The sequence below is a fragment of the Acinetobacter sp. ANC_7511 genome, from assembly GCF_056779975.1.
The window spans coordinates 35,342-54,649 of record NZ_JBWYIY010000016.1 but is presented as its reverse complement, the minus strand read 5'-3'; the positions used below and the strand labels follow the sequence as shown (position 1 = coordinate 54,649).

Below are 19,308 nucleotides of genomic sequence, written 5' to 3'. Positions count from 1 at the left end.
TAACATATTAATTCATTTTACTTTTCACTTAATTTATATAGCAGTTAAGTCGCAGCATCAATGACATAACATGACATGGAAAATAATTAAAAAGACAGAATTTAGATTTTTATCAGATCTACTGTTTGCATGCTTCAACAGTAGCTTTGAATGTTTCACTTAAACTTTAAACTTTTTTTAAAATTGAATATTTTTACATCTAGGTTCTAAACTTTGATAGAATTTATTAAAACTTTAGATTCAAAGTGTAAATAATGAGAAGCGCTAATATTCGACGTGATGGCTACTTAAAATTTCTGAATACATGGCAAGACCGTGATGTCATTAAAGTACTTTCAGGTGTGCGTCGCTCTGGAAAATCCACCTTATTGGCGATGTTTCAACAAGACCTAAAAGCACAGGGTGTACAAGCCGAAAACATCATTGCTATCAATTTCGAATTTATGGAATTTGAAGAACTCACCGATTACCGTAAACTACATGATTATGTACTGTCTAAAGTTGATAAAAGCAAAAAAAACTATGTTTTTTTAGATGAAATACAACATGTTACTAATTTTGAAAAAGTAGTCGACTCTTTATATGTTCGAGATTATATCGATTTATATATTACAGGCTCAAATGCATTCTTTCTGAGTGGAGAACTTGCGACTTTACTTACAGGACGCTATATCGAGCAACATGTTCTACCTCTGTCATTCCAAGAATTTAAACAGTGGCATATTGAAAATAATCCGATCATCCAACAACTATCCAATCGTGATTTGTATGCCATGTACACGCACAGTAGTTTCCCTTATACGCTTGCCATGACTAGCCAGCAGGAAACTTATGATTACTTGCAAGCGGTCTATGCCAGTGTAATGTTTAAAGATGTTATTCCCCGTTTGAATACTGCCGATATTAACTCTCTCGAGCGTGTCGCAAGATATTTGGCAAGCGTGACAGGCTCACCTATTTCAATCAATAAAATTAAAAATACCTTTGTTTCAAGTGGGGTTAAAATTTCATTTGAAACAGTAAAACGCTATATTCAGGGCTTACAGGACAGTTTGTTATTTTATAGTGCCGCACAATTTAAAGTACGCGGGCGTGAGTTATTACAATCCTCTGAAAAATACTATTTAGTTGATGTCGGATTGCGCCGGATTATGTTGCCTGATGCTAATGCTGATCAAGGTCATATCTTAGAAAATGTAATTTATCTTGAGCTTATCAGACGAGGTTATACGGTCTATGTAGGGCGGGTTGATGAATATGAAATTGATTTTGTTGCTGTCGATACTTTACAGAATTTAACTTATTATCAAGTGGCATTAGAAACGCTCAATGAGGAGACACTCAGCCGAGAGTTACGTCCATTACAGAAAATTTCTGATTCGTATCCCAAGTATTTGCTTACCTTAGACACGATAGGGACTGAAGCGAATTATAATGGTATTGTAAAAATGAACGCTCTCGATTGGTTGCTATCTGAAAATAAGTAAAGTTGAGGGTAGACATGGATACTCTTATTTATTAATTAAAAATCAAAGACTTTTCAGCATCATTCAAGAATGTATTCAAGCATAATTTCTGCTCCAATTGTGATGGATCGATTTACCTCGATTCGATTGAGTCAGACTATCATGATTGAGCCAGAGTCGCTTACTGAAAGTAGCGAGAATTGCGCTGGAGTTTCTGAAGGATATTAATTCCTTAGTTTGCCCATTCATCCATCTGGGCATTTTTTTTGATCAAAATACAGTGCTGTTCTTGCTAAAAAATGACGGCACCCACCATAAAACACAATATTCCAAAAATAATCCAAGGCCAGATCTTTGTCTTCGGTTGTTCTAAATTCTGAGGATTATATTCCGTGTGTTCTAGCGATGTCGGTTGTGGAACACGGGTCTTTTTAGAGTAAGGCTGGTGTTTAGAGTAAGATAGTCCCGTACCTGGAATGCCGACACTGGTTCGCGTACCTTTCTTCCCAATATTTAGAGAAGCACCAGGTTTGCCAATGCTGGCACTGCTGATGCCTTTATGGGTCAGATTAATTTTAAAACCCGGGAATAATTTAATACTTTTACGAAATCTAAAACCCATATTACTCTCATTCTAAAACTTAGCTCAATTCACGCGCTATACCAGGATCCATGATCTGCTAGAGATCGTACTTTGACGGCTATCATCAGGATACTAGTATATTTTTTATCTGGTGATTGCAATACTACCTTAAAATACCGTCAAAAATCTTTACTGTATATTTGCTGTAGGGTAATCTTAAAACTACTATTTTTTGACTGATTGGTATATGACGACAGATAAGCATGAGGTCCTTCTCAGAATGAGAGCCATTGAACTCCTTGCATACTGGGAAGGTCGTTTGGTTACCAATCGTTTGATGAGTTGGTTTGGACTGAGTCGACAGCAGGCTTCTGCGGATATCAAGCGCTATAATACGCTGTATAACCCCGATGCCTTGATTCATGATCCCTCAGTCAAGGGTTATGTGCCTAAAGCCAGCTTCCAGCCTGTACTGACTACAGCGCATATCAATGAATATCTCAATATGCTCTCGGGCTTGGTCAGTGAATCACATGCCCTGATTGCGATGCCAGAACCGAATCTTGCAGCAGTTCAATTACCTGATCGCAGTGTACGTCCTGAAGTGATTCGGGAAGTTTTGCGTGCCTGCCGCAACCAAAGTACTTTAAAAATGATTTATGCCTCCATGCAGAATCCGCAGTGGCATGAACGCATGATTTCCCCACATACCCTGGTATATACAGGTTTTCGCTGGCATGTCCGTGCCTATTGCCATCAGAGCAAGCAGTTTAAGGACTTTTTACTCTCCAGAATTGATCGCACACCTGTTGTGGTGGCGATTGAGTCAGTAGACCCTACTCAGGATCAGCAATGGCATGAAGAAATTGTACTGACGCTGATCCCTAATCCAAAATTGAATGAAGCTCAAAAAGCGCTAGTCGAAAAAGACTTCGGCATGCCTGATGGCAGATTACAGATTCCGGTGAAAAAAGCCCTGGCTCACTATACTTTGCAGCGCTATCAGGCCACGATCACGCTGGCTGAGGCGGAAGATGCCTTGAAATATCCCTTGGTGTTACAAGGTTCAGATATCGAAAAGCTGTCGTCTTACCTGTTTGATCAAGCTTCATAGGAGATTGGCTATGTTAGAACAATTTCATTATGACAGTGACCTAATTGGTGGCTCACTGATGGTGCGTGAAAGCCGGCTGATCGCGGATCTGTTATTACGAGAGGCGACTCCAGAACAATGGCATCAGGCCATTCAGGTTGACAATATTCTGCAAAAAAGAACCGCAGCTTCAGCTCAACGCAATGCCACCGCTATTCGTAAGCGTCTGGAGCGCTTAGAGCCTGATTTCTGGAAAGCTTTGCGGGATGGGGATGATGAGCTGGCGACTCAGGTGGCTTTTTGTGGCGCATTGGAACGCAATCTCTTGCTACTTGAGTTTATGGAAACGGTGATAAGGGATGCCTATATCTCTCAAGCTCAATATCTGGATAGTTATATCTGGTCCGATTTTTTGGAGGAGCGTTCACAACGAGATCCGGATATCTGTGATTGGAAAGAGTCCAGCAAGAAAAAAATGGGGCAGGTGGTATTTCGCATGCTGGCAGAAGCCGGTTACTTAAAAAGTACCCGTAAGCTGGAGTTGCAGCGTGTGATCGTCAGAGCAGAGCTGCGTAGCCTGTTGGAAGAACATTATAAACAACGCATTAAAAGATCTATGGAAGTGTCGCTATGGACGCGGTAGTTGTAGAGGGGCAGCAATGAGTCAAAAAATACATGAGCGTCTAAATCAGATTCCAGAGCGAATACTTTCCACCGAGTTTCTCACCGGTCAAGGATTGGGCAATGAAATTGGCTTCTGGATTTTTGATTATGCACCTGAAGATGAGTTGAAAGTGCGCGAATATCTGCATTTTCTAGACGGGATGCTGGAGAAAAAACACAGTCAGCTGAAGGTGGTGAATATCAACCTGCTGCAAGCTGTGGTGGATTATCTGGCTGAGCGTAACTTCATCGATAAAGCCATTCAAATGCAAAAAGCCAAAGGCGATGAAGCGCTGCTCAAAGCCTTAAAGGGCCCACTGCATATGGATAAGTTCGCGCCGTATCTGGTGAGTAAATATGCCACCAATGCGCAAGATATTGTGTTGATGACTGGGGTAGGGTCGGTTTGGCCACTGTTACGTGCCCATCACTTATTAAATAGTTTGCATTCGTTACTGGGGCATAAGCCAGTGGTGCTGTTTTACCCAGGCTATTACGACGGTCAAGCGATGAGTTTATTTGGAAAAATTCCAAGCAACAATTACTACAGAGCATTCAGATTAGTGCCTTAAACACGACAAATAGAAATAAGAATTCGGGGGAATGGATTGAGATGAACATTAAAGAACTTTTTTACAAGCCATTAGATCGTGCGATAAACGGGGTGGTCAAGGCAGACCAGAATGACAATACCACGGTATATCAGGAACTCGATGAATACGTGGTCACCAATGAACTGGAAAAGCATTTTCGGGACTTTTTCCAGTCTTATGGCACAGATCTAAGCGATCCTTCGATTGCCAACCGAGTCGGTGTGTGGATTTCAGGTTTCTTTGGTTCAGGTAAATCACATTTCCTGAAAACCTTGTCGTATATTCTGGCCAATAAAGTAGCACGCGACGCGGAAGGTAACGAACGCAGTGCTGCAGAATTCTTTGATGAAACTAAAATCCGCGATGCATTTATCCGTGCCGATATTGGCAAGGCGGTCAGCCATCATGCCGATGTCATCCTGTTTAACATCGACAGTAAAGCCAGCTCCAACGATGATGGCAATCCGATCCTGAATGTGTTTTTACGTGTGTTTAACGAGTATCAGGGTTTTAGTGCTGACCATCCACATATTGCCCATATGGAACGTCACCTGAGCCAGAAAGGTGTCTATGAACGCTTTAAACAGGCTTTTGAAGAATCCAGCGGCATGTCCTGGTTAGAGGAGCGTGACGGATATCAGTTCTATCAGGATGATGTCGAAACTGCGATTTCTCAGGCACTCAACCTATCAGCAGAAGCTGCACACAAGTGGTTTGAGGATTCTGAGCAGACCTTTAGTGTTTCGGTCGAAAACTTCTGTCAGTGGGTGAAAGAATACCTGGACAGCAAAGGACCCCAGCAACGCATGTTGTTCCTGGTCGATGAAGTGGGGCAGTTTATTGGCAGCGATACCCGCTTGATGCTGACACTGCAAACCATTACTGAAAACCTGGGTACGATCTGTAAAGGCCGCGCTTGGATTATCGTGACCTCACAGGCAGACATCGATGCTGTTTTAGGTGAGATGTCTTCTTCCAAAGCCAATGATTTCTCCAAGATTGCTGGACGTTTTAAAACCCGGTTATCACTGTCCAGTTCCAATACCGATGAAGTCATCCAGAAACGTTTATTACGTAAAACCCCAGAAGCTGAAGCATTGCTCAGATCGGTGTTTGAGCAAAAGGGCGATATCTTAAAAAATCAGATTACCTTTGACCGTTCAGGCCCAACCCTCAAGAACTATGAGGGTCCAGACAGCTTTATCCATAACTATCCTTTTGCGCCGTACCATTTCCAGCTGGTGCAAAAAGTATTTGAAGAAATTCGTAAGGTCGGTGCGACCGGTGCACACTTGGCCTATGGTGAACGGTCCATGTTGGATGCGTTCCAGATGGCCGCGAATGCGATTGCTACAGATGAAGTCGGTGCCCTGGTTCCTTTCCACCGCTTCTATACTTCAGTGGAAGGCTTCCTGGATACAGCAGTGAAGCGTACCATCGACCAGGCAGGGCAAAATAAGACCCTGGATGGTTTTGATGTGCAGATGCTGCGTACCCTGTTCATGATCCGCTATGTCGATATCATCAAAGGGACCTTGGATAACCTGGTGACTTTGTCGATTGAGAAAATTGACGAAGACAAGCTGGCATTACGCAAGCGGATTGAAGAAAGCCTGCTGCGTCTGGAAAAGGAAAGCCTGATTACCCGCAATGGCGATGAGTTCCTGTTCCTGACCAATGAAGAACGCGATATCACCCGAAAAATTAAAGCCACTGACTTAGCTGCTTCAGAAGAAAATAAAGAGTTAGCCAATCTGATCTTTAAAGATTTACTGCGCGATCAGAACAAATACCGCCATCAAGCCAACAAGATGGACTATCAGATTGGTCGTTTCCTAGATAGCCATAGCCTGGATGGCAGGTATGAGAGCGATTTGAAAGTTGAAATCATTTCTCCGCTGGATACGGAATACAACCTCTATACTGAAGCTTACTGTATTGGTAAAAGTACTCAGGCCGAAGGGCAGGTGCTATTTAAACTGGCAGACGATAAACAGTTCTTTAATGAACTGCGCAGCTGGCTGAAAACCAATAAATTCATCCGCTTAAATGATGATGGCACTCAGTCCGATATTTCCCGTATTCTGGCAGACCGTGGTCGTGAGAATCAGGAGCGTAAAAAACGCCTGCGTGCCCGGGTCGAAGAAATGTTGCTGGACGCGGAAAGTTATGCCTTGGGTCAACATCTACAACTTTCATCTTCAAGTCCAACCACCAAGCTGGATGAGGCTTGTCGTTATTTGCTGGAAAACACTTATACCAAACTGAGCTATCTGCAAGTCTATCAGCAGGATGCCTGGCGTGAACTGAACGCCGTCTTGACTGTGGATGATATGGCGCAGCTCGGATTGTCTCTGGATGGCGGGCAGACGAACCCGAAAGCACTACAAGAAGTGGAACAGTACATTGCACTACGGGCAACGGGTACCGAACGTATTCTGGTGTCAGATGTGGTGGATCGTTTTGCCAAACGTCCTTATGGCTGGCCAGATGCTGAGATTTTACTGTTGGTAGGTCAGCTGGCTGCGATAGGGCGGATTTCTCTGCAGTTAAATGGCGGCAGCTTACAGTTGAAAGAGGCCTTTGAGCCTTTACAAAACAGTCGCCGTCGCCGTGATGTGTCGATCATTAAAAAGCGCCAGACTGATGATCAGGTGTTGAAACAGGCACGCCAACTCACCCAAGACCTATTCTCGGCCATGGGACCAGCGACTGAGAAAGAGCTATTTGAATTCTATTTGCAGCATTTTAAGACTTGGTTAACCAACTTTAAGGCGTATAAGAGTAAAACTGATGTCGGGCAGTTCCCGGGCAAGAAGGTTATTGAAAAGTCGATTCTGACTTTGGAGCGCTTGCTGGCCAATAGCGACAGCTTCGATTTCTTTAAGGCCGTGGTCGAGAACAAGGACGACTATCTGGATCTGGAAGAAGATTATCGTGACATTCATGAGTTCTTCAGTAATCAGATGCCAAGCTGGCAACAACTGCAACAGGCCTTACGTCATTTTGAGAAAAACAAACAGGCGCTGGGCAGTGATGAGGTGGCAAAAAAAGCCCTGTCTGAATTACATCGTATTGCCACTCTTGAATCGCCCTATGGCCTGTTAAATAAAGTGGCAGAGTTGGTGCGCACAGTGGAAAGCGTCAATGAGCAATTGCTGACTGAAAAGCGCAACCAGGCGATAGAAAACATTGATGACAAGATCAAACAGTTAGAAGCCGAGATTAAAAACAGTGGCATCGTTAGCGCTGAGCTGAGTAACAAGCTATTACGCCCACTACAACTGCTGAAAACGGATATTGAAGTGGAAACTAGCCTCTCCACCATCTATATGCTGCAAACCCAAACCGCCGTCGAGCGTTTTGATGAAGCCTTGTATGAGCTGGAGAGCGAAGTTGAGGCGGAAATCCAGCGTCAGGCCAAAGCAGCACAACTGGCTCAGAGCAAAGCAGAGAGTGTAACCAACACTGCAACCACCTCCAGCCCAGTTACATCAGCACCTGCTGCGAGTCCGGTACAGCCTGCGATAGCCGTAGTGCCACCGAAACCTGTGGTGGAAGTCGATGTCGCCAGCATTTACAGCAAAAGTTCAAGTAGTGTCTACCTGGAAACAGAAGAATCAGTGGATCAGTTTGTAGACGCACTCAAAGCTGAATTGAAAAAAATTGTGAGTGATAAAAAGCGTGTGCGTATTCGCTAACTTGGGTTAGGGATATCGGCATCAGTCATTAATTAAAGGTTTAAAGATGAATACCAGTAATATTAAAAAATACGCACCGCAAGCACGTAACGATTTTATCGCAGCCATGCGTAAGCAGGCCGCCAAATACGGCATCACCGCAGACAGCATTTTACCGGCAGAACAGAAAGGCGACTTGCTACTGATTGGCGATCAGGTTTTTCCGCTATCCGTCATGAAATCTCGTGAGAAGCTGATCAAACGCATTCAAACCAGCAGTTTTGAGCAGACGATTGATTATATTGCTTATAGCTGGTTTAACCGTCTCTGTGCGATTCGCTACATGGAATGCAAAGGCTTACTCGATCATGGTCGCCGTGTACTGAGTAGTGCAGATGGTAGTGCAGGCTTGCCACAGATTCTGGAAGAGTGTCTGGATATTGACCTACCAGGTTTAGATGCCAGCCGTGTGGCTGAGTTAAAGCTGGATGGCAACAAAGACGAAGAGCTGTACCGAGAGCTGTTACTGGCGCAGTGTCATGCGTTGAATCAGGTCATGCCATTATTGTTTGAACAGGTTTCTGATGAATCTGAGTTGCTGTTACCTGACAATTTGACCAAAACCGATTCCTTGATCCGTGATCTGGTCAGCAGCATTCCAGAAGAAGACTGGTCGGATGTACAGATTATTGGCTGGCTGTATCAGTTCTATATTTCTGAAAAGAAAGATCAAGTGATTGGTAAAGTCGTCAAAAGTGAAGACATTCCTGCTGCGACGCAATTGTTCACGCCAAATTGGATTGTGAAGTATCTGGTACAGAACAGTGTCGGTCGTTTATGGATGATGGCACAGCCTGATAGTACGCTGGCCAGTGAATGGGAATACTATATTCAGCCAGCGGAACAGACCGATGAAGTCAATGCCCAGTTAAAACAGCTGATTGATGTGCGGATTAGTGAAGATGGCGATACTTTAAACCCTGAAAGCATTACGGTGCTGGATCCTGCCTGTGGTTCGGGGCATATTCTGGTGGAAGCCTATGATTGCTTAAAAGCAATTTACTTAGAGCGTGGCTACCGCAGTCGGGATATTCCACGTTTGATTCTGGAAAATAACCTGTACGGCATTGATATTGATACCCGTGCGGCACAGTTGGCCAGTTTTGCGTTATTGATGAAAGCGCGTGAGGATGACCGCCGTTTATTTAGCAATCCACCAAAACTGAATATCATTGCGTTACAGGATAGCCAGCCGGAACGTTTAGATGCATTTAGCCAGGATTTGGCAAGCACAGGTCTAGAGAAGGCAGACTTAAAAGAACTGCTAGATTTATTTGCACATGCTTCAACGTTTGGTTCTTTAATTCAAATCCCTGAAGCATTCGCTAAAAAACTACCTGATTTAGAAAGCAAGCTGAATACAGCAGCAGCGTCAGGGGATATTTTTGCGCAGCAGTCAGCACAAGAGTTATTACCTTTAGTCCAGCAAGCTAAATTACTCGGTAAGCAGTATGATGCCGTGATTGCTAACCCGCCGTATATGGGTAATAAATATTTAAATCCAAATCTTAAAACCTATTTAAAAAAGAACTATCAAGGTTATGAAAGAGATTTATTTTCAGCTTTTATGATTCGAGACTTACAACTAACAAAAGAAAGTGGGCAGCTTGGTTTTATGTCTCCTTTTGTATGGATGTTTATTTCTGCTTATGAAAATTTACGTGAATATTTTATTGATCATACAACAATTACCAGCTTGATTCAGTTAGAGTACTCTGGTTTTGATGGTGCAACGGTTCCAATTTGTACATTTACATTAGCAAAAGCACATATCGTAGAATTTACTGGTTCATACATTAGTTTATCTGATTTTAAAGGTTCAGAAAATCAAGCACCGAAGACTTTAGAAGCTATTAAAAATCCCAAGTGTGGATGGTTTTATAATACGCAACCAGATGGCTTTAAGAAAATCCCTGGAAGTCCAATTGCTTATTGGGCAAATTCTACTATTAAAGAAATATTTTCAAATACTTCTGTTTCAAAATATTCTGTACAAGAAAGTAGCCAATGTTTAACAGGTGATAATAATAAATTTCTGAGATTTTTATGGGAAGTCGATGCTAATAAAATTGGCAAAAATAAAAAATGGATTTTTTATGCAAAAGGAGGAGGTTTTAGAAGATGGTATGGAAATTTAGATAATTTAGTGAATTGGAGCCCTGAGGCTATCCACCACTATAGAACCTCAAAAGTACCAAGGATTATTCCTGAATATTTATGGTACAAGGAAGGAGTTACTTGGGGGTTTATAACTTCTTCTTTACCAAGTTTTAGATACTTACCTGAAAATGCTGTTTTTGATGTTGGTGGAAGTTCAATATTCTTTGAAGATGAAAAAGACTTAAACTTTTTCTTAGGTCTATTTAACACACCAGTTGCAACTAAATTGATAGGGGTTTTTAATCAAACATTAAACTATCAATTAAGAGATATCAGAAATTTACCTGTCTGCGGAAAAGATGGAGCCTATAATCGATTAATTGATGATATTGTTAAAAAATGTTTGCACATTTCAAAGCAAGATTGGGATCATTATGAAACTTCAATCGACTTTCATGAATATCCAATTATTCGTACTCAACAACCAACTCTAGAACAAGCTTTTAACACATGGCAACAGCAAAATGCTGACGCCGTGGCTGAGATGAAACGTCTGGAAGAAGAAAATAATAAGCTGTTTATTGACGCTTATGGTTTACAGGATGAACTGACACCAGATGTACCGGATGCACAAATCACTTTAACCCGTGCCGACCGAGAAAAAGACAGCCAGCGTTTAGTCTCTTATGCACTTGGCTGCATGATGGGGCGTTATAGTCTGGATGAACCAGGTCTGATCTATGCCCATGTAGGTAATCAAGACTTTGATGCTAGCCGTTATCAAACATTCCCGGCAGATGCTGACGGTATTATTCCATTGACCGAAATGCACTGGTTTGAAGATGATGCAACGCACCGTATTCGAGAGTTCTTAACTGCCGTTTGGGGGAAAGAGACACTGGATGCCAATATGCAGTGGCTCGCAGAAAGCTTAGATAAAAAAGCCAGTGAAACGGCTGAAGACACCATTCGCCGTTACCTCGCCAGCAAGTTCTATAAAGATCACATGCAGACTTATAAAAAGCGCCCGATCTACTGGCTATTCAGCAGTGGTAAACAGGGGGCTTTCCAGGCGTTGGTGTATTTGCATCGTTATAACGAAAGCACCTTGGCGCGTATGCGTACCGAATACGTTATGCCACTGATTTCCAAAATGTCCGCCTATGCTAATTCTCTGGAAACAGCAAAAGAAAGCAGTGACTCTGCGGCTGAAATCAAACGCATCGAGAAAAAACTGCAAGACTTGCATAAGCAACAGGCTGAACTCAGTACTTTTGAAGAAAAGCTGCGTCATTATGCCGATCAGCGTATATCACTGGATCTAGATGATGGGGTGAAAGTGAACTACGGCAAGTTTGGGGACTTGTTGGCTGAAGTGAAAGCTGTGACGGGGGACAAGTAATGGATTATCAAGAACGCCTAGTTTGTTTTATTGATCTCTTGGGCTTTCAATCTGCCATAGATCAGTCATTACATGATGGCAAAGTGATAGAAGCACTCTATAGGGTTATTCATACGTTAAAAGAACACACTTTAAAAAAAGGAATATATGGGACGATTCCAGTTTTTCTAGCTCACCCTGATAAACCATTTCAGTTAGCATCTGATGTATATGGTGAAAATGTCATCGATGAACTCTCTGAATTATTTCCATTAGATATTACTCAATTTTCAGACTCATTGGTTATTTCATGTCCTAGTAGTGACTCAGGATCTTGTTTGTTGCTACTTAAATGCATTTATTTTATAAAAATTATGGTTTTTTATAATTTAGGAATGATGTTGCGTGGTGGAATTGCATTAGGAAAATTAATTCATGAGGAAGGAGGGGCATTGTTTGGCCCAGCAATGAATGAGGCTTATTACATAGAGTCTAAACTGGCGAACTATCCAAGAGTGCTCATTTCTGAAAATGCGTATGACCATTTAATAAAATCTAATGAAGATCATCCTCTTTTAAAGCCTATTTTTGCTTCTGATGATGATTATAAAGTTTTTGATTTAATTAGTGTTTTTGAATGTTCTGAAATTAAAATCAAATTCGAACTCGAGCAACTTAAAGCAATTGAACAAGATATTCTAGAAAATTCTGAAAAAGCATATCCAAAAATAAAATACTTATTGGATAGATGGGAACAAAAGCAAAAAGAAGTGGATTCACAGGTGCTGCAATGAATTTAAGTCAACTTCAGCAAGGTCTGGAACAAGCCTTTTATACTGAACAGCACCGAATTGTCTTCTGGTACGATGCTGAACAGTCCTTTAACGAAGAAGTAAAAGCTTTAAATCTGGGGGATGTCCAGATTCTGAATATGGCAGAAGAGTCGAGCCTGGCGATCAAGCTCAAACTGGAACTACAAGACCAGCAGGGCAAATACTTGCTGTATTTCCCATACCCTGAGCCTGAAACCGAAAAAGACTGGCTACTGGACATCAAGCTATATTCTCGCAGCTTCTATGCCGATCGTTTCTCGATTATTTTCAATGAGCTGGGTTTACAGCAGCAGAGTCTAAGAGAACATCTGGCCAAACGTGAAGAATTCCTTAAAGCTAAAGCCCGTCTGAGTACATTGAAACGCTACATCCAGCCTGATGCAGATGCACAGGATCTAGATATGGCCATGATTGCAGCTGTGGTCAAGGCCGACAGTGCCGAGCTGATGCATATTGTCCTGGCACTGGCAGATGAAATGGTACAGCAGAATCTGGCTCTGGAAGTGAATCCGGAATCCTTTGCTGAACTGGAAAAATTCCAACTAGTGCCAGCTTTAGTCACAGCATTACAGGCGGAAATTGGTTATCCCGCATCGGTTGAAGAATTGAATGGGGAAGCACCATTCAAGCTCGGTACGTTCTTTATCCGTTTGATGACTACAGGTTTCTGTGAAAGCTTGGGCGATATACCGCTATGGGCTCAGGAACTGGTGATGTCATCAGTCAGCTCCCGTGCAACAGCCAGAGCCTTTTTGTCGCGCTGGAGAGACAGCTCCAAATACTACCCAACCTTCGATACACTCTCCCAGACCGTGGCCAATGCACTGCGGATCCAGGAGAAGGTCGGGACTTTTGATCTGGAGCAGCTGCTCGATGTCATGACCTTTGAAGTGATTGAACAAAAGATCATTGTTGATCTGGCCAGCCAGATCCCTGCAGCAACCAAAGCTGAACTGGAACATTTCAGAACGGTTATTTCTACCCGTCTGGATGGCTATTGGGCTTCCAAACATAAGGATGATGCAACACGCCGTAAATATCGCACTGTCTATACAGCGTTGCAGGCAGCGATTGAGCTGTTCAGTTTACGACTACAGTTTGATGCCGGTTTCTATTTCGACTCGAGCGAAGCCTTGTATAAAGCCTACGAGCAGGAGCTGTATCGTTTTGATATGGCCTATCGCCATTACAGTGCAGCCTCTCAGCGAGCGCATGTCGATATCCTGAAAAAACTCGATGAAGAAGTCGAAAATTGCTATGCCTACTGGTTTATTGACCACTTGGCACGAAACTGGGGCGAGCGTGTAGAAGCTGAGCAACGCTTGAATGTCTGGAAAATGGCAGATATCCCAAATCAGCAGAATTTCTATGATACCCATGTTAAACCCTTGCTGAATTCTGCAACTAAACGCCGTATTGTGGTAATTATCAGTGATGCTTTCCGCTATGAAGCTGCAGTAGAGCTGCGTGATCGTATCAATGAAAAGCGTTATTCTGAAGCGACCTTGTCTTCACAGCTGGGTGTTGTCCCAAGTTACACCACACTTGGCATGGCTTCGTTGTTGCCGCATCAGACTTTGGAGTACAAAGAGGCCGCAGGGGATGATGTTTTAGTAGATGGACAGTCCAGCAAAGGGACTGCAGCACGATCCAAAATTCTGGCGGCCTATAATGGATTGGCGGTTACCGCTGAAACGGTAAAAGGTTGGTCGCGTGATGAAGGCCGTGAAGCACTCAAAGACCATGATTTGATTTACGTTTATCACAACGTGATTGATGCTCGGGGAGACAGTGCCTCGACAGAATCAGAAACCTTTATGGCGGTGGAACATGCCATTGAAGAACTGACCGAACTTAGCCGTAAAATCTTGATGCATTTCAATATTTCTACCCTGTTGATCACAGCCGACCATGGCTTCTTGTTCCAGCAAAGTAAACTAGAATCTGCGGATCGTTCAAGCTTGACTGAAAAACCTGCGAATACATTGAAAAGCAAAAAACGCTATGTGATTGGGCATGGTTTACCAGAGAGCAAAGAAGCATGGAAAGGCTCAACCCAAGCTACGGCAGGCACACGATCTGCGACTGATTTCTGGATTCCAAAAGGGGCGAACCGTTTCCATTTTGTAGGAGGCTCACGTTTCGTGCATGGCGGCATCATGCCTCAGGAAATCGTAGTGCCTGTACTAACGGTAAAACAGCTGCGTGGTGAAAAGGCTGGACAGCGGACCAAGCGTAAAGTTGAGGTCATTTCTACCAAATCCACGCTGAAAATGGTCAATAACATCCAGAAGTTTGATTTGATGCAAACTGAAGCTGTCAGTGAGCTGGTCATGCCAGTGACCCTGTCGATTGCCATTTATGATGGGGATATCAAAGTATCTAGTGAAGAAACCTTGACCTTTGATAGCAGTACCGACTCTGTTGCCGATCGGGTCAAACAGGTCAGACTGTCATTATCCGGTACTGATTTTGACCGTAAGAAGGATTACTTCCTGGTACTGAAGGACAAAGACCTGAATATCGAAATGCAACGCTATAAGGTCACCATTGATCTGGCATTTACCGATGACTTCTCCTGATAACGAATTAACGATAGAGCGTAGCCTACATGGAATCTGCTAACGATAAAGAACTGGATCAGCTGCTGAATGAACACTTTGCTGGGCGGGTGGTACGTAAGGATCTGACTAAACTGATCAAAGAAGGGGCAAATGTCCCGGTCTATGTACTCGAATACCTGCTGGGGATGTACTGTGCCTCGGATGATCCAGAGATCATTGAACAGGGACTACGTAACGTAAAGACCGTACTGGCTGAGAACTACGTCCGACCGGATGAAGCCGAGAAGGTGAAATCCCTGGTCCGTGAACGGGGCAGTTATAAGGTCATTGATCGGGTGACTGTAAAACTGAATGAGCGTAAAGACAAATACGAAGCATCATTTAGTAATCTGGGCATCAAAGATGCCGAAATCTCGGCAGGCATCGTCAAAGAGTATGAAAAATTACTTGTTGGTGGTATCTGGGTCATTGCTACGCTCAGTTACTATTTTGAAGAAGGACAAACCAATTCTCCATTTGGGGTGAGTTTACTCAAGCCGATTCAAATGCCGAATATGAATATGGATGAACTTTTCAGTGGCAGAGCAACATTAAGAACTGATCAGTGGCGCGAGAGTTTAATCCGTTCGATCGGCATGGAACCGGCTTCGTTAAAAGAGGACGTGCAATGGCACCTATTAGCGCGTATGGTTCCGTTCGTTGAAAATAACTATAACGTCTGTGAACTTGGACCACGCGGTACCGGGAAAAGCCATATTTACAAAGAGTGTTCACCGAATAGTATTCTAGTTTCAGGTGGGCAAACCACTGTCGCCAATCTGTTCTATAACATGAGTAGCCGCCGTATTGGTCTGGTGGGGTTGTGGGATGTGGTGGCCTTTGATGAAGTTGCCGGTATTTCCTTTAAGGACAAAGATGGCGTACAGATCATGAAAGACTACATGGCCTCAGGATCTTTTGCCCGTGGCCGTGAACAGATGGAAGCCTCAGCTTCGATGGTTTTTGTGGGTAATATCAACCAAAGTGTGGAATCTCTGGTTAAAACCAGCCATCTCTTGGCGCCGTTCCCTGAAGCAATGATCGATTCAGCATTCTTTGATCGCTTTCATGCCTATATCCCGGGTTGGGAAATTCCAAAAATGCGTCCGGAATTCTTTACCAACCGTTATGGTCTAATCGTTGATTATCTTGCTGAATTCTTCCGGGAAATGCGTAAGCGTAGTTTTGCGGATGCCATTGAGAAGTACTTCAAGCTAGGGAATAACCTGAATCAGCGCGATGTGATTGCCGTTCGCAAGACGGTTTCTGGATTGATGAAGCTGCTCTACCCACATGGTCAATTTAACAAAGAAGATGTACGGCAATGCCTGGAATATGCACTGCAGGTGCGCCGTCGGGTCAAAGAACAGCTGAAGAAAATTGGTGGTATGGAATTCTATGATGTTCATTTCAGCTACATTGATAATGAGACGCTCGAAGAACATTTTGTATCAGTCAAAGAGCAGGGTGGTGGCGGACTGATTCCCGAAGGTCCAGCCAAGCCAGGTTTCTTATATACCATCGGGCTCAGTAATAAAGGCATGCCGGGGTTATACCGGTTAGAACTTCAAGTGACCAAAGGTTCAGGAAAATTGGCGACATCAGGCTTATGGAATTCAAGCAGTGCCAAGGAGCAGGTCAAGATCGCATTTGACTACTTCAAGGCCAATGCATCCAGAATATCGGGTGGCAGTAAGGTGTTGGAACATGACTTCCACTTACATGTGGTTGAATTACAGAATACCGGACCGCTCAGCCATCTTGCCTTACCAAGTTTAGTGGCTTTCGCTTCTGGCCTGTTAGGACGATCGGTACAGAGTCAGATGGTGGTACTGGGTGATATGAGCTTGGGTGGCTCTGTGACTCCGGTGGAAAGTATTGCCGAATGTCTGCAAGTTGCTTTTGATGCTGGTGCCAAGAAGGTTGCTTTGCCAATGAGTAGTGCGGCAGATATCCCTACGATTCCTGTGGAACTGTTTACCAAGTTCCAGACCAGTTTCTATGCAGATCCGGTGGATGCTGTGTTTAAGGGGCTAGGGGTGGATTGAATGTAGTCGTATTTTAAGATGATGAGGAAATGGCTCTGTAAATATTTAACAATATCAATATATTGATGAATAAGATAACAGAGTCATTTTTCTTAAAAAGAATGGAATTTTCCTGCCTGAAAAAGCGATGGTATTTTATAGAGATGAGTGCAAGTGAATAAAGTTCTTAAAAAACAAATCGCTTTTTTTATTCTCATTCTCTGTAGTGTCGGCCTCTATAATTATAAGGCGACACAACCGCGACAACAGCCTGATGAATCAATACAGCGAGCTCAACAAAGAGAAGCGGAGTTCATGCAAAGAAGGGCTGAATATATTGCGAAACATGGTGAACCAAGTCCTGCTGAACAGCAAATGCGTCTGATCATGAAGCTCCACAAAGATTAACCTAGATCTCTGTTCTAAAAAATACTGTTTTAGCGCCGTAGCTGGTCTAAAGCAGTATTTTTTGCCTAGAAAAACACATGAAGAAATAAGTCAAAAGGGCTTTGTTGCATAAAAATTTCATAACCATATGATTTTAACGATTGATTAATTGTAAATTAAAATTAAAACTTATTAAAATCATTGTATTATATGTTTATGCAACAAACCCTAAATAAAATATATCGCAAATAAACCAATTTTCCTTTCAGGAACGGCTTTGTTGCACAAATATCTTGATCCTAGCCAAAATAATGGACAGCACGTCCCTCTAAAGATAACGTAACTTTAATCTTTGGAGATCCAAGAAATGGTTATCTTGCGAAGCAGTGCTTCTCAGGCTCACAGTACTGTAGTCGTGATTTTAGGGCGCTATTATTAACGAATAACTGTATTCAAAGTATGTCACGCAGTCTTGCACAGTACACTGCTCATGTTGGGATAATGCAGTGACCGAAAGCTTCTTTCATACATTGAAAGGTCATGTGGTCCATGGCAGTATGTTTGCCACTCGAAAAGAGGCGAATACTGTCTTGTTTGACTATATTGAGATTTATTACAATCGGGTCAGAAGGCATTCCGCAAACGGATGGTTAAGCCCAGAAGCCTTTGAACAGAAATATTTCAAGAATTTAGAGGGATTTGTTGTCCACGATACTGTCTAGGATCAAACAACATGGTGTTGCACTTCAAATGCTAATCTAAGAATTTTCTTTATTTTTTGATAAAAACAATTAAGATATAAATGCTAGAAATTTCACATGATAAATTAATAATTTAGAGATTCTTTATGAAAATTAAATATACTTCATTAGCAATTTTAAGTGCAATTATACTCACTGCATGTGGAGGTGGAGGCGGTAATTCCTCTGCTGATAATACAGGTAATAATAATTCTAACACGACCACATGGTCAGCTTTCCTTCCTTATCCATATAAAGAAAATAGCCAAGCACCCTTAAAAACTATTGTAGAACATCAACAAACCACCTTTTTTGATGGCAAAGGCTACTTTAAAACTGTTTCTGGACTTGACTTAAACTATATGGATCTATCAGGAGAACCTCCGTTAGTCGCTGTAACAAATGATAATTTATATAAATCAGGCACAACTCATCCAATTTATGGAGAATATCTTGCAAACTATCAAATACAAAATCTTTCACCAGATCAACAGATTTGGATTCAACAGCCTTTATCAGCAACTTCTAAACCAACAACGTTAGAGCATACTATTACATGGAAAGTAATTGATTTGAGTCATAAAAAAGTCACAGAATATATGGATCAATTTTCTTCAGATATTACGCTTCCAGATATAGCAACAGATATTAGCTTATGGAATGGCACAGTTAAAAATCCATATAACTTAACTTATAATGAATTTTATGAAAAAGTTAAGGATAAAGTATTCCCTGCAGGTTCAAAGTGCTTACAATTACAACGCGTTGAAAATAATCAAGAATATTTTTACTTAAATACCTATCCAATTAACTCTCCTTTACAAAAAGACCTTGAAAGTAGATGGGGAAGAGTAGCAAGTGATTCCACCTATAATTTTAATGATCTTCAAGGAATGCAGGGATATCTACAAAATATAAGTAACATTCTTATCGGATATACTTTAATTCAAGGACGTCATTATGAAATTTCACGTTATGGCAAAGTAGAATTTGTACGTGGTAATACAATGACTGGTAATGACTGTCAAGATTTGAACGATATAGCAGCTTCTGTAATTCTTGAAGAGCTGAAATAACTTAACCTGAGTTCGATGAAATC

12 protein-coding genes and 1 pseudogene are annotated in these 19,308 nt (G+C 42.2%); 12 read left to right on the top strand and 1 reads right to left on the bottom strand.

Annotation, left to right across the window (positions count from 1 at the left end; all coding sequences use genetic code 11):
- Nucleotides 1–254: 254 nt before the first annotated feature.
- Nucleotides 255–1,487 carry an ATP-binding protein gene (locus AC1M9L_RS11705; protein WP_481592218.1) on the top strand — a complete coding sequence of 411 codons (1,233 nt, stop codon included), beginning with the start codon at nucleotides 255–257 and terminating at the stop codon, nucleotides 1,485–1,487.
- Between the two features lie 271 nt (nucleotides 1,488–1,758).
- On the opposite strand, the gene AC1M9L_RS11700 is transcribed toward AC1M9L_RS11705, so the two are convergent.
- A complete protein-coding gene (locus tag AC1M9L_RS11700; RefSeq protein ID WP_000506885.1) occupies nucleotides 1,759–2,088 on the bottom strand; it encodes a DUF4236 domain-containing protein in 330 nt (109 codons plus the stop codon).
- A gap of 208 nt (nucleotides 2,089–2,296) precedes the next feature.
- Here AC1M9L_RS11700 and AC1M9L_RS11695 point away from each other — a divergent pair, with 208 nt between their 5' ends.
- The 11 genes and pseudogenes from AC1M9L_RS11695 to AC1M9L_RS11645 all read left to right on the top strand — a co-directional run bounded on the left by AC1M9L_RS11695 (nucleotide 2,297) and on the right by AC1M9L_RS11645 (nucleotide 19,285).
- A complete protein-coding gene (locus tag AC1M9L_RS11695; protein WP_481592217.1) occupies nucleotides 2,297–3,163 on the top strand; it encodes a BrxR family helix-turn-helix transcriptional regulator in 867 nt (288 codons plus the stop codon).
- A gap of 10 nt (nucleotides 3,164–3,173) precedes the next feature.
- Nucleotides 3,174–3,785, top strand: coding sequence for a DUF1819 family protein (locus tag AC1M9L_RS11690; RefSeq protein ID WP_481592216.1), 612 nt, complete (start codon nucleotides 3,174–3,176; stop codon nucleotides 3,783–3,785).
- Between the two features lie 16 nt (nucleotides 3,786–3,801).
- Nucleotides 3,802–4,377, top strand: a complete 576-nt coding sequence (locus tag AC1M9L_RS11685) for a DUF1788 domain-containing protein (RefSeq protein ID WP_004281985.1) — start codon at nucleotides 3,802–3,804, stop codon at nucleotides 4,375–4,377.
- Between the two features lie 41 nt (nucleotides 4,378–4,418).
- Nucleotides 4,419–8,099 (top strand): BREX system P-loop protein BrxC, encoded by a 3,681-nt coding sequence (gene brxC / locus AC1M9L_RS11680; RefSeq protein ID WP_481592215.1) that lies wholly within the window; start codon nucleotides 4,419–4,421, stop codon nucleotides 8,097–8,099.
- 46 nt (nucleotides 8,100–8,145) lie between these two features.
- Nucleotides 8,146–11,640: a BREX-1 system adenine-specific DNA-methyltransferase PglX gene (gene pglX, locus AC1M9L_RS11675; protein WP_481592214.1), complete on the top strand. Its 3,495-nt coding sequence runs from the start codon at nucleotides 8,146–8,148 to the stop codon at nucleotides 11,638–11,640.
- Nucleotides 11,640–12,413 (top strand): hypothetical protein, encoded by a 774-nt coding sequence (locus AC1M9L_RS11670; protein WP_481592213.1) that lies wholly within the window; start codon nucleotides 11,640–11,642, stop codon nucleotides 12,411–12,413. The genes pglX and AC1M9L_RS11670 overlap by 1 nt, the downstream gene beginning before the upstream one ends.
- Entirely contained in the window at nucleotides 12,410–15,034 is a 2,625-nt protein-coding gene (gene pglZ, locus AC1M9L_RS11665; RefSeq protein ID WP_481592212.1) for a BREX-1 system phosphatase PglZ type A, read from the top strand. Before AC1M9L_RS11670 ends, pglZ begins: the two co-directional genes overlap by 4 nt.
- A gap of 29 nt (nucleotides 15,035–15,063) precedes the next feature.
- The gene (brxL, locus tag AC1M9L_RS11660) at nucleotides 15,064–17,103 is read left to right on the top strand and encodes a protease Lon-related BREX system protein BrxL (protein ID WP_481592211.1); all 2,040 of its coding nucleotides are present in this window, start codon (nucleotides 15,064–15,066) and stop codon (nucleotides 17,101–17,103) included.
- A 153-nt stretch (nucleotides 17,104–17,256) separates the two neighbouring features.
- A complete protein-coding gene (locus AC1M9L_RS11655) occupies nucleotides 17,257–17,490 on the top strand; it encodes a hypothetical protein (protein WP_423090444.1) in 234 nt (77 codons plus the stop codon).
- A 375-nt stretch (nucleotides 17,491–17,865) separates the two neighbouring features.
- Nucleotides 17,866–18,191 (top strand): annotated as a pseudogene (locus AC1M9L_RS11650) (IS3 family transposase); the annotation flags it as partial.
- Nucleotides 18,192–18,316: 125 nt separating this feature from the next.
- Entirely contained in the window at nucleotides 18,317–19,285 is a 969-nt protein-coding gene (locus AC1M9L_RS11645) for a hypothetical protein (RefSeq protein ID WP_481592210.1), read from the top strand.
- The last annotated feature ends 23 nt before the right edge of the window (nucleotides 19,286–19,308 follow it).

Excerpts from the sequence above, each read along its gene's own strand:
- AC1M9L_RS11705 (WP_481592218.1), top strand. The coding sequence starts at position 255 with ATGAGAAGCGCTAATATTCGACGTGATGGCTACTTAAAATTTCTGAAT.
- AC1M9L_RS11700 (WP_000506885.1), bottom strand. The coding sequence starts at position 2,088 with ATGGGTTTTAGATTTCGTAAAAGTATTAAATTATTCCCGGGTTTTAAA.
- AC1M9L_RS11695 (WP_481592217.1), top strand. The coding sequence starts at position 2,297 with ATGACGACAGATAAGCATGAGGTCCTTCTCAGAATGAGAGCCATTGAA.
- AC1M9L_RS11690 (WP_481592216.1), top strand. The coding sequence starts at position 3,174 with ATGTTAGAACAATTTCATTATGACAGTGACCTAATTGGTGGCTCACTG.
- AC1M9L_RS11685 (WP_004281985.1), top strand. The coding sequence starts at position 3,802 with ATGAGTCAAAAAATACATGAGCGTCTAAATCAGATTCCAGAGCGAATA.
- brxC (WP_481592215.1), top strand. The coding sequence starts at position 4,419 with ATGAACATTAAAGAACTTTTTTACAAGCCATTAGATCGTGCGATAAAC.
- pglX (WP_481592214.1), top strand. The coding sequence starts at position 8,146 with ATGAATACCAGTAATATTAAAAAATACGCACCGCAAGCACGTAACGAT.
- AC1M9L_RS11670 (WP_481592213.1), top strand. The coding sequence starts at position 11,640 with ATGGATTATCAAGAACGCCTAGTTTGTTTTATTGATCTCTTGGGCTTT.
- pglZ (WP_481592212.1), top strand. The coding sequence starts at position 12,410 with ATGAATTTAAGTCAACTTCAGCAAGGTCTGGAACAAGCCTTTTATACT.
- brxL (WP_481592211.1), top strand. The coding sequence starts at position 15,064 with ATGGAATCTGCTAACGATAAAGAACTGGATCAGCTGCTGAATGAACAC.
- AC1M9L_RS11645 (WP_481592210.1), top strand. The coding sequence starts at position 18,317 with ATGAAAATTAAATATACTTCATTAGCAATTTTAAGTGCAATTATACTC.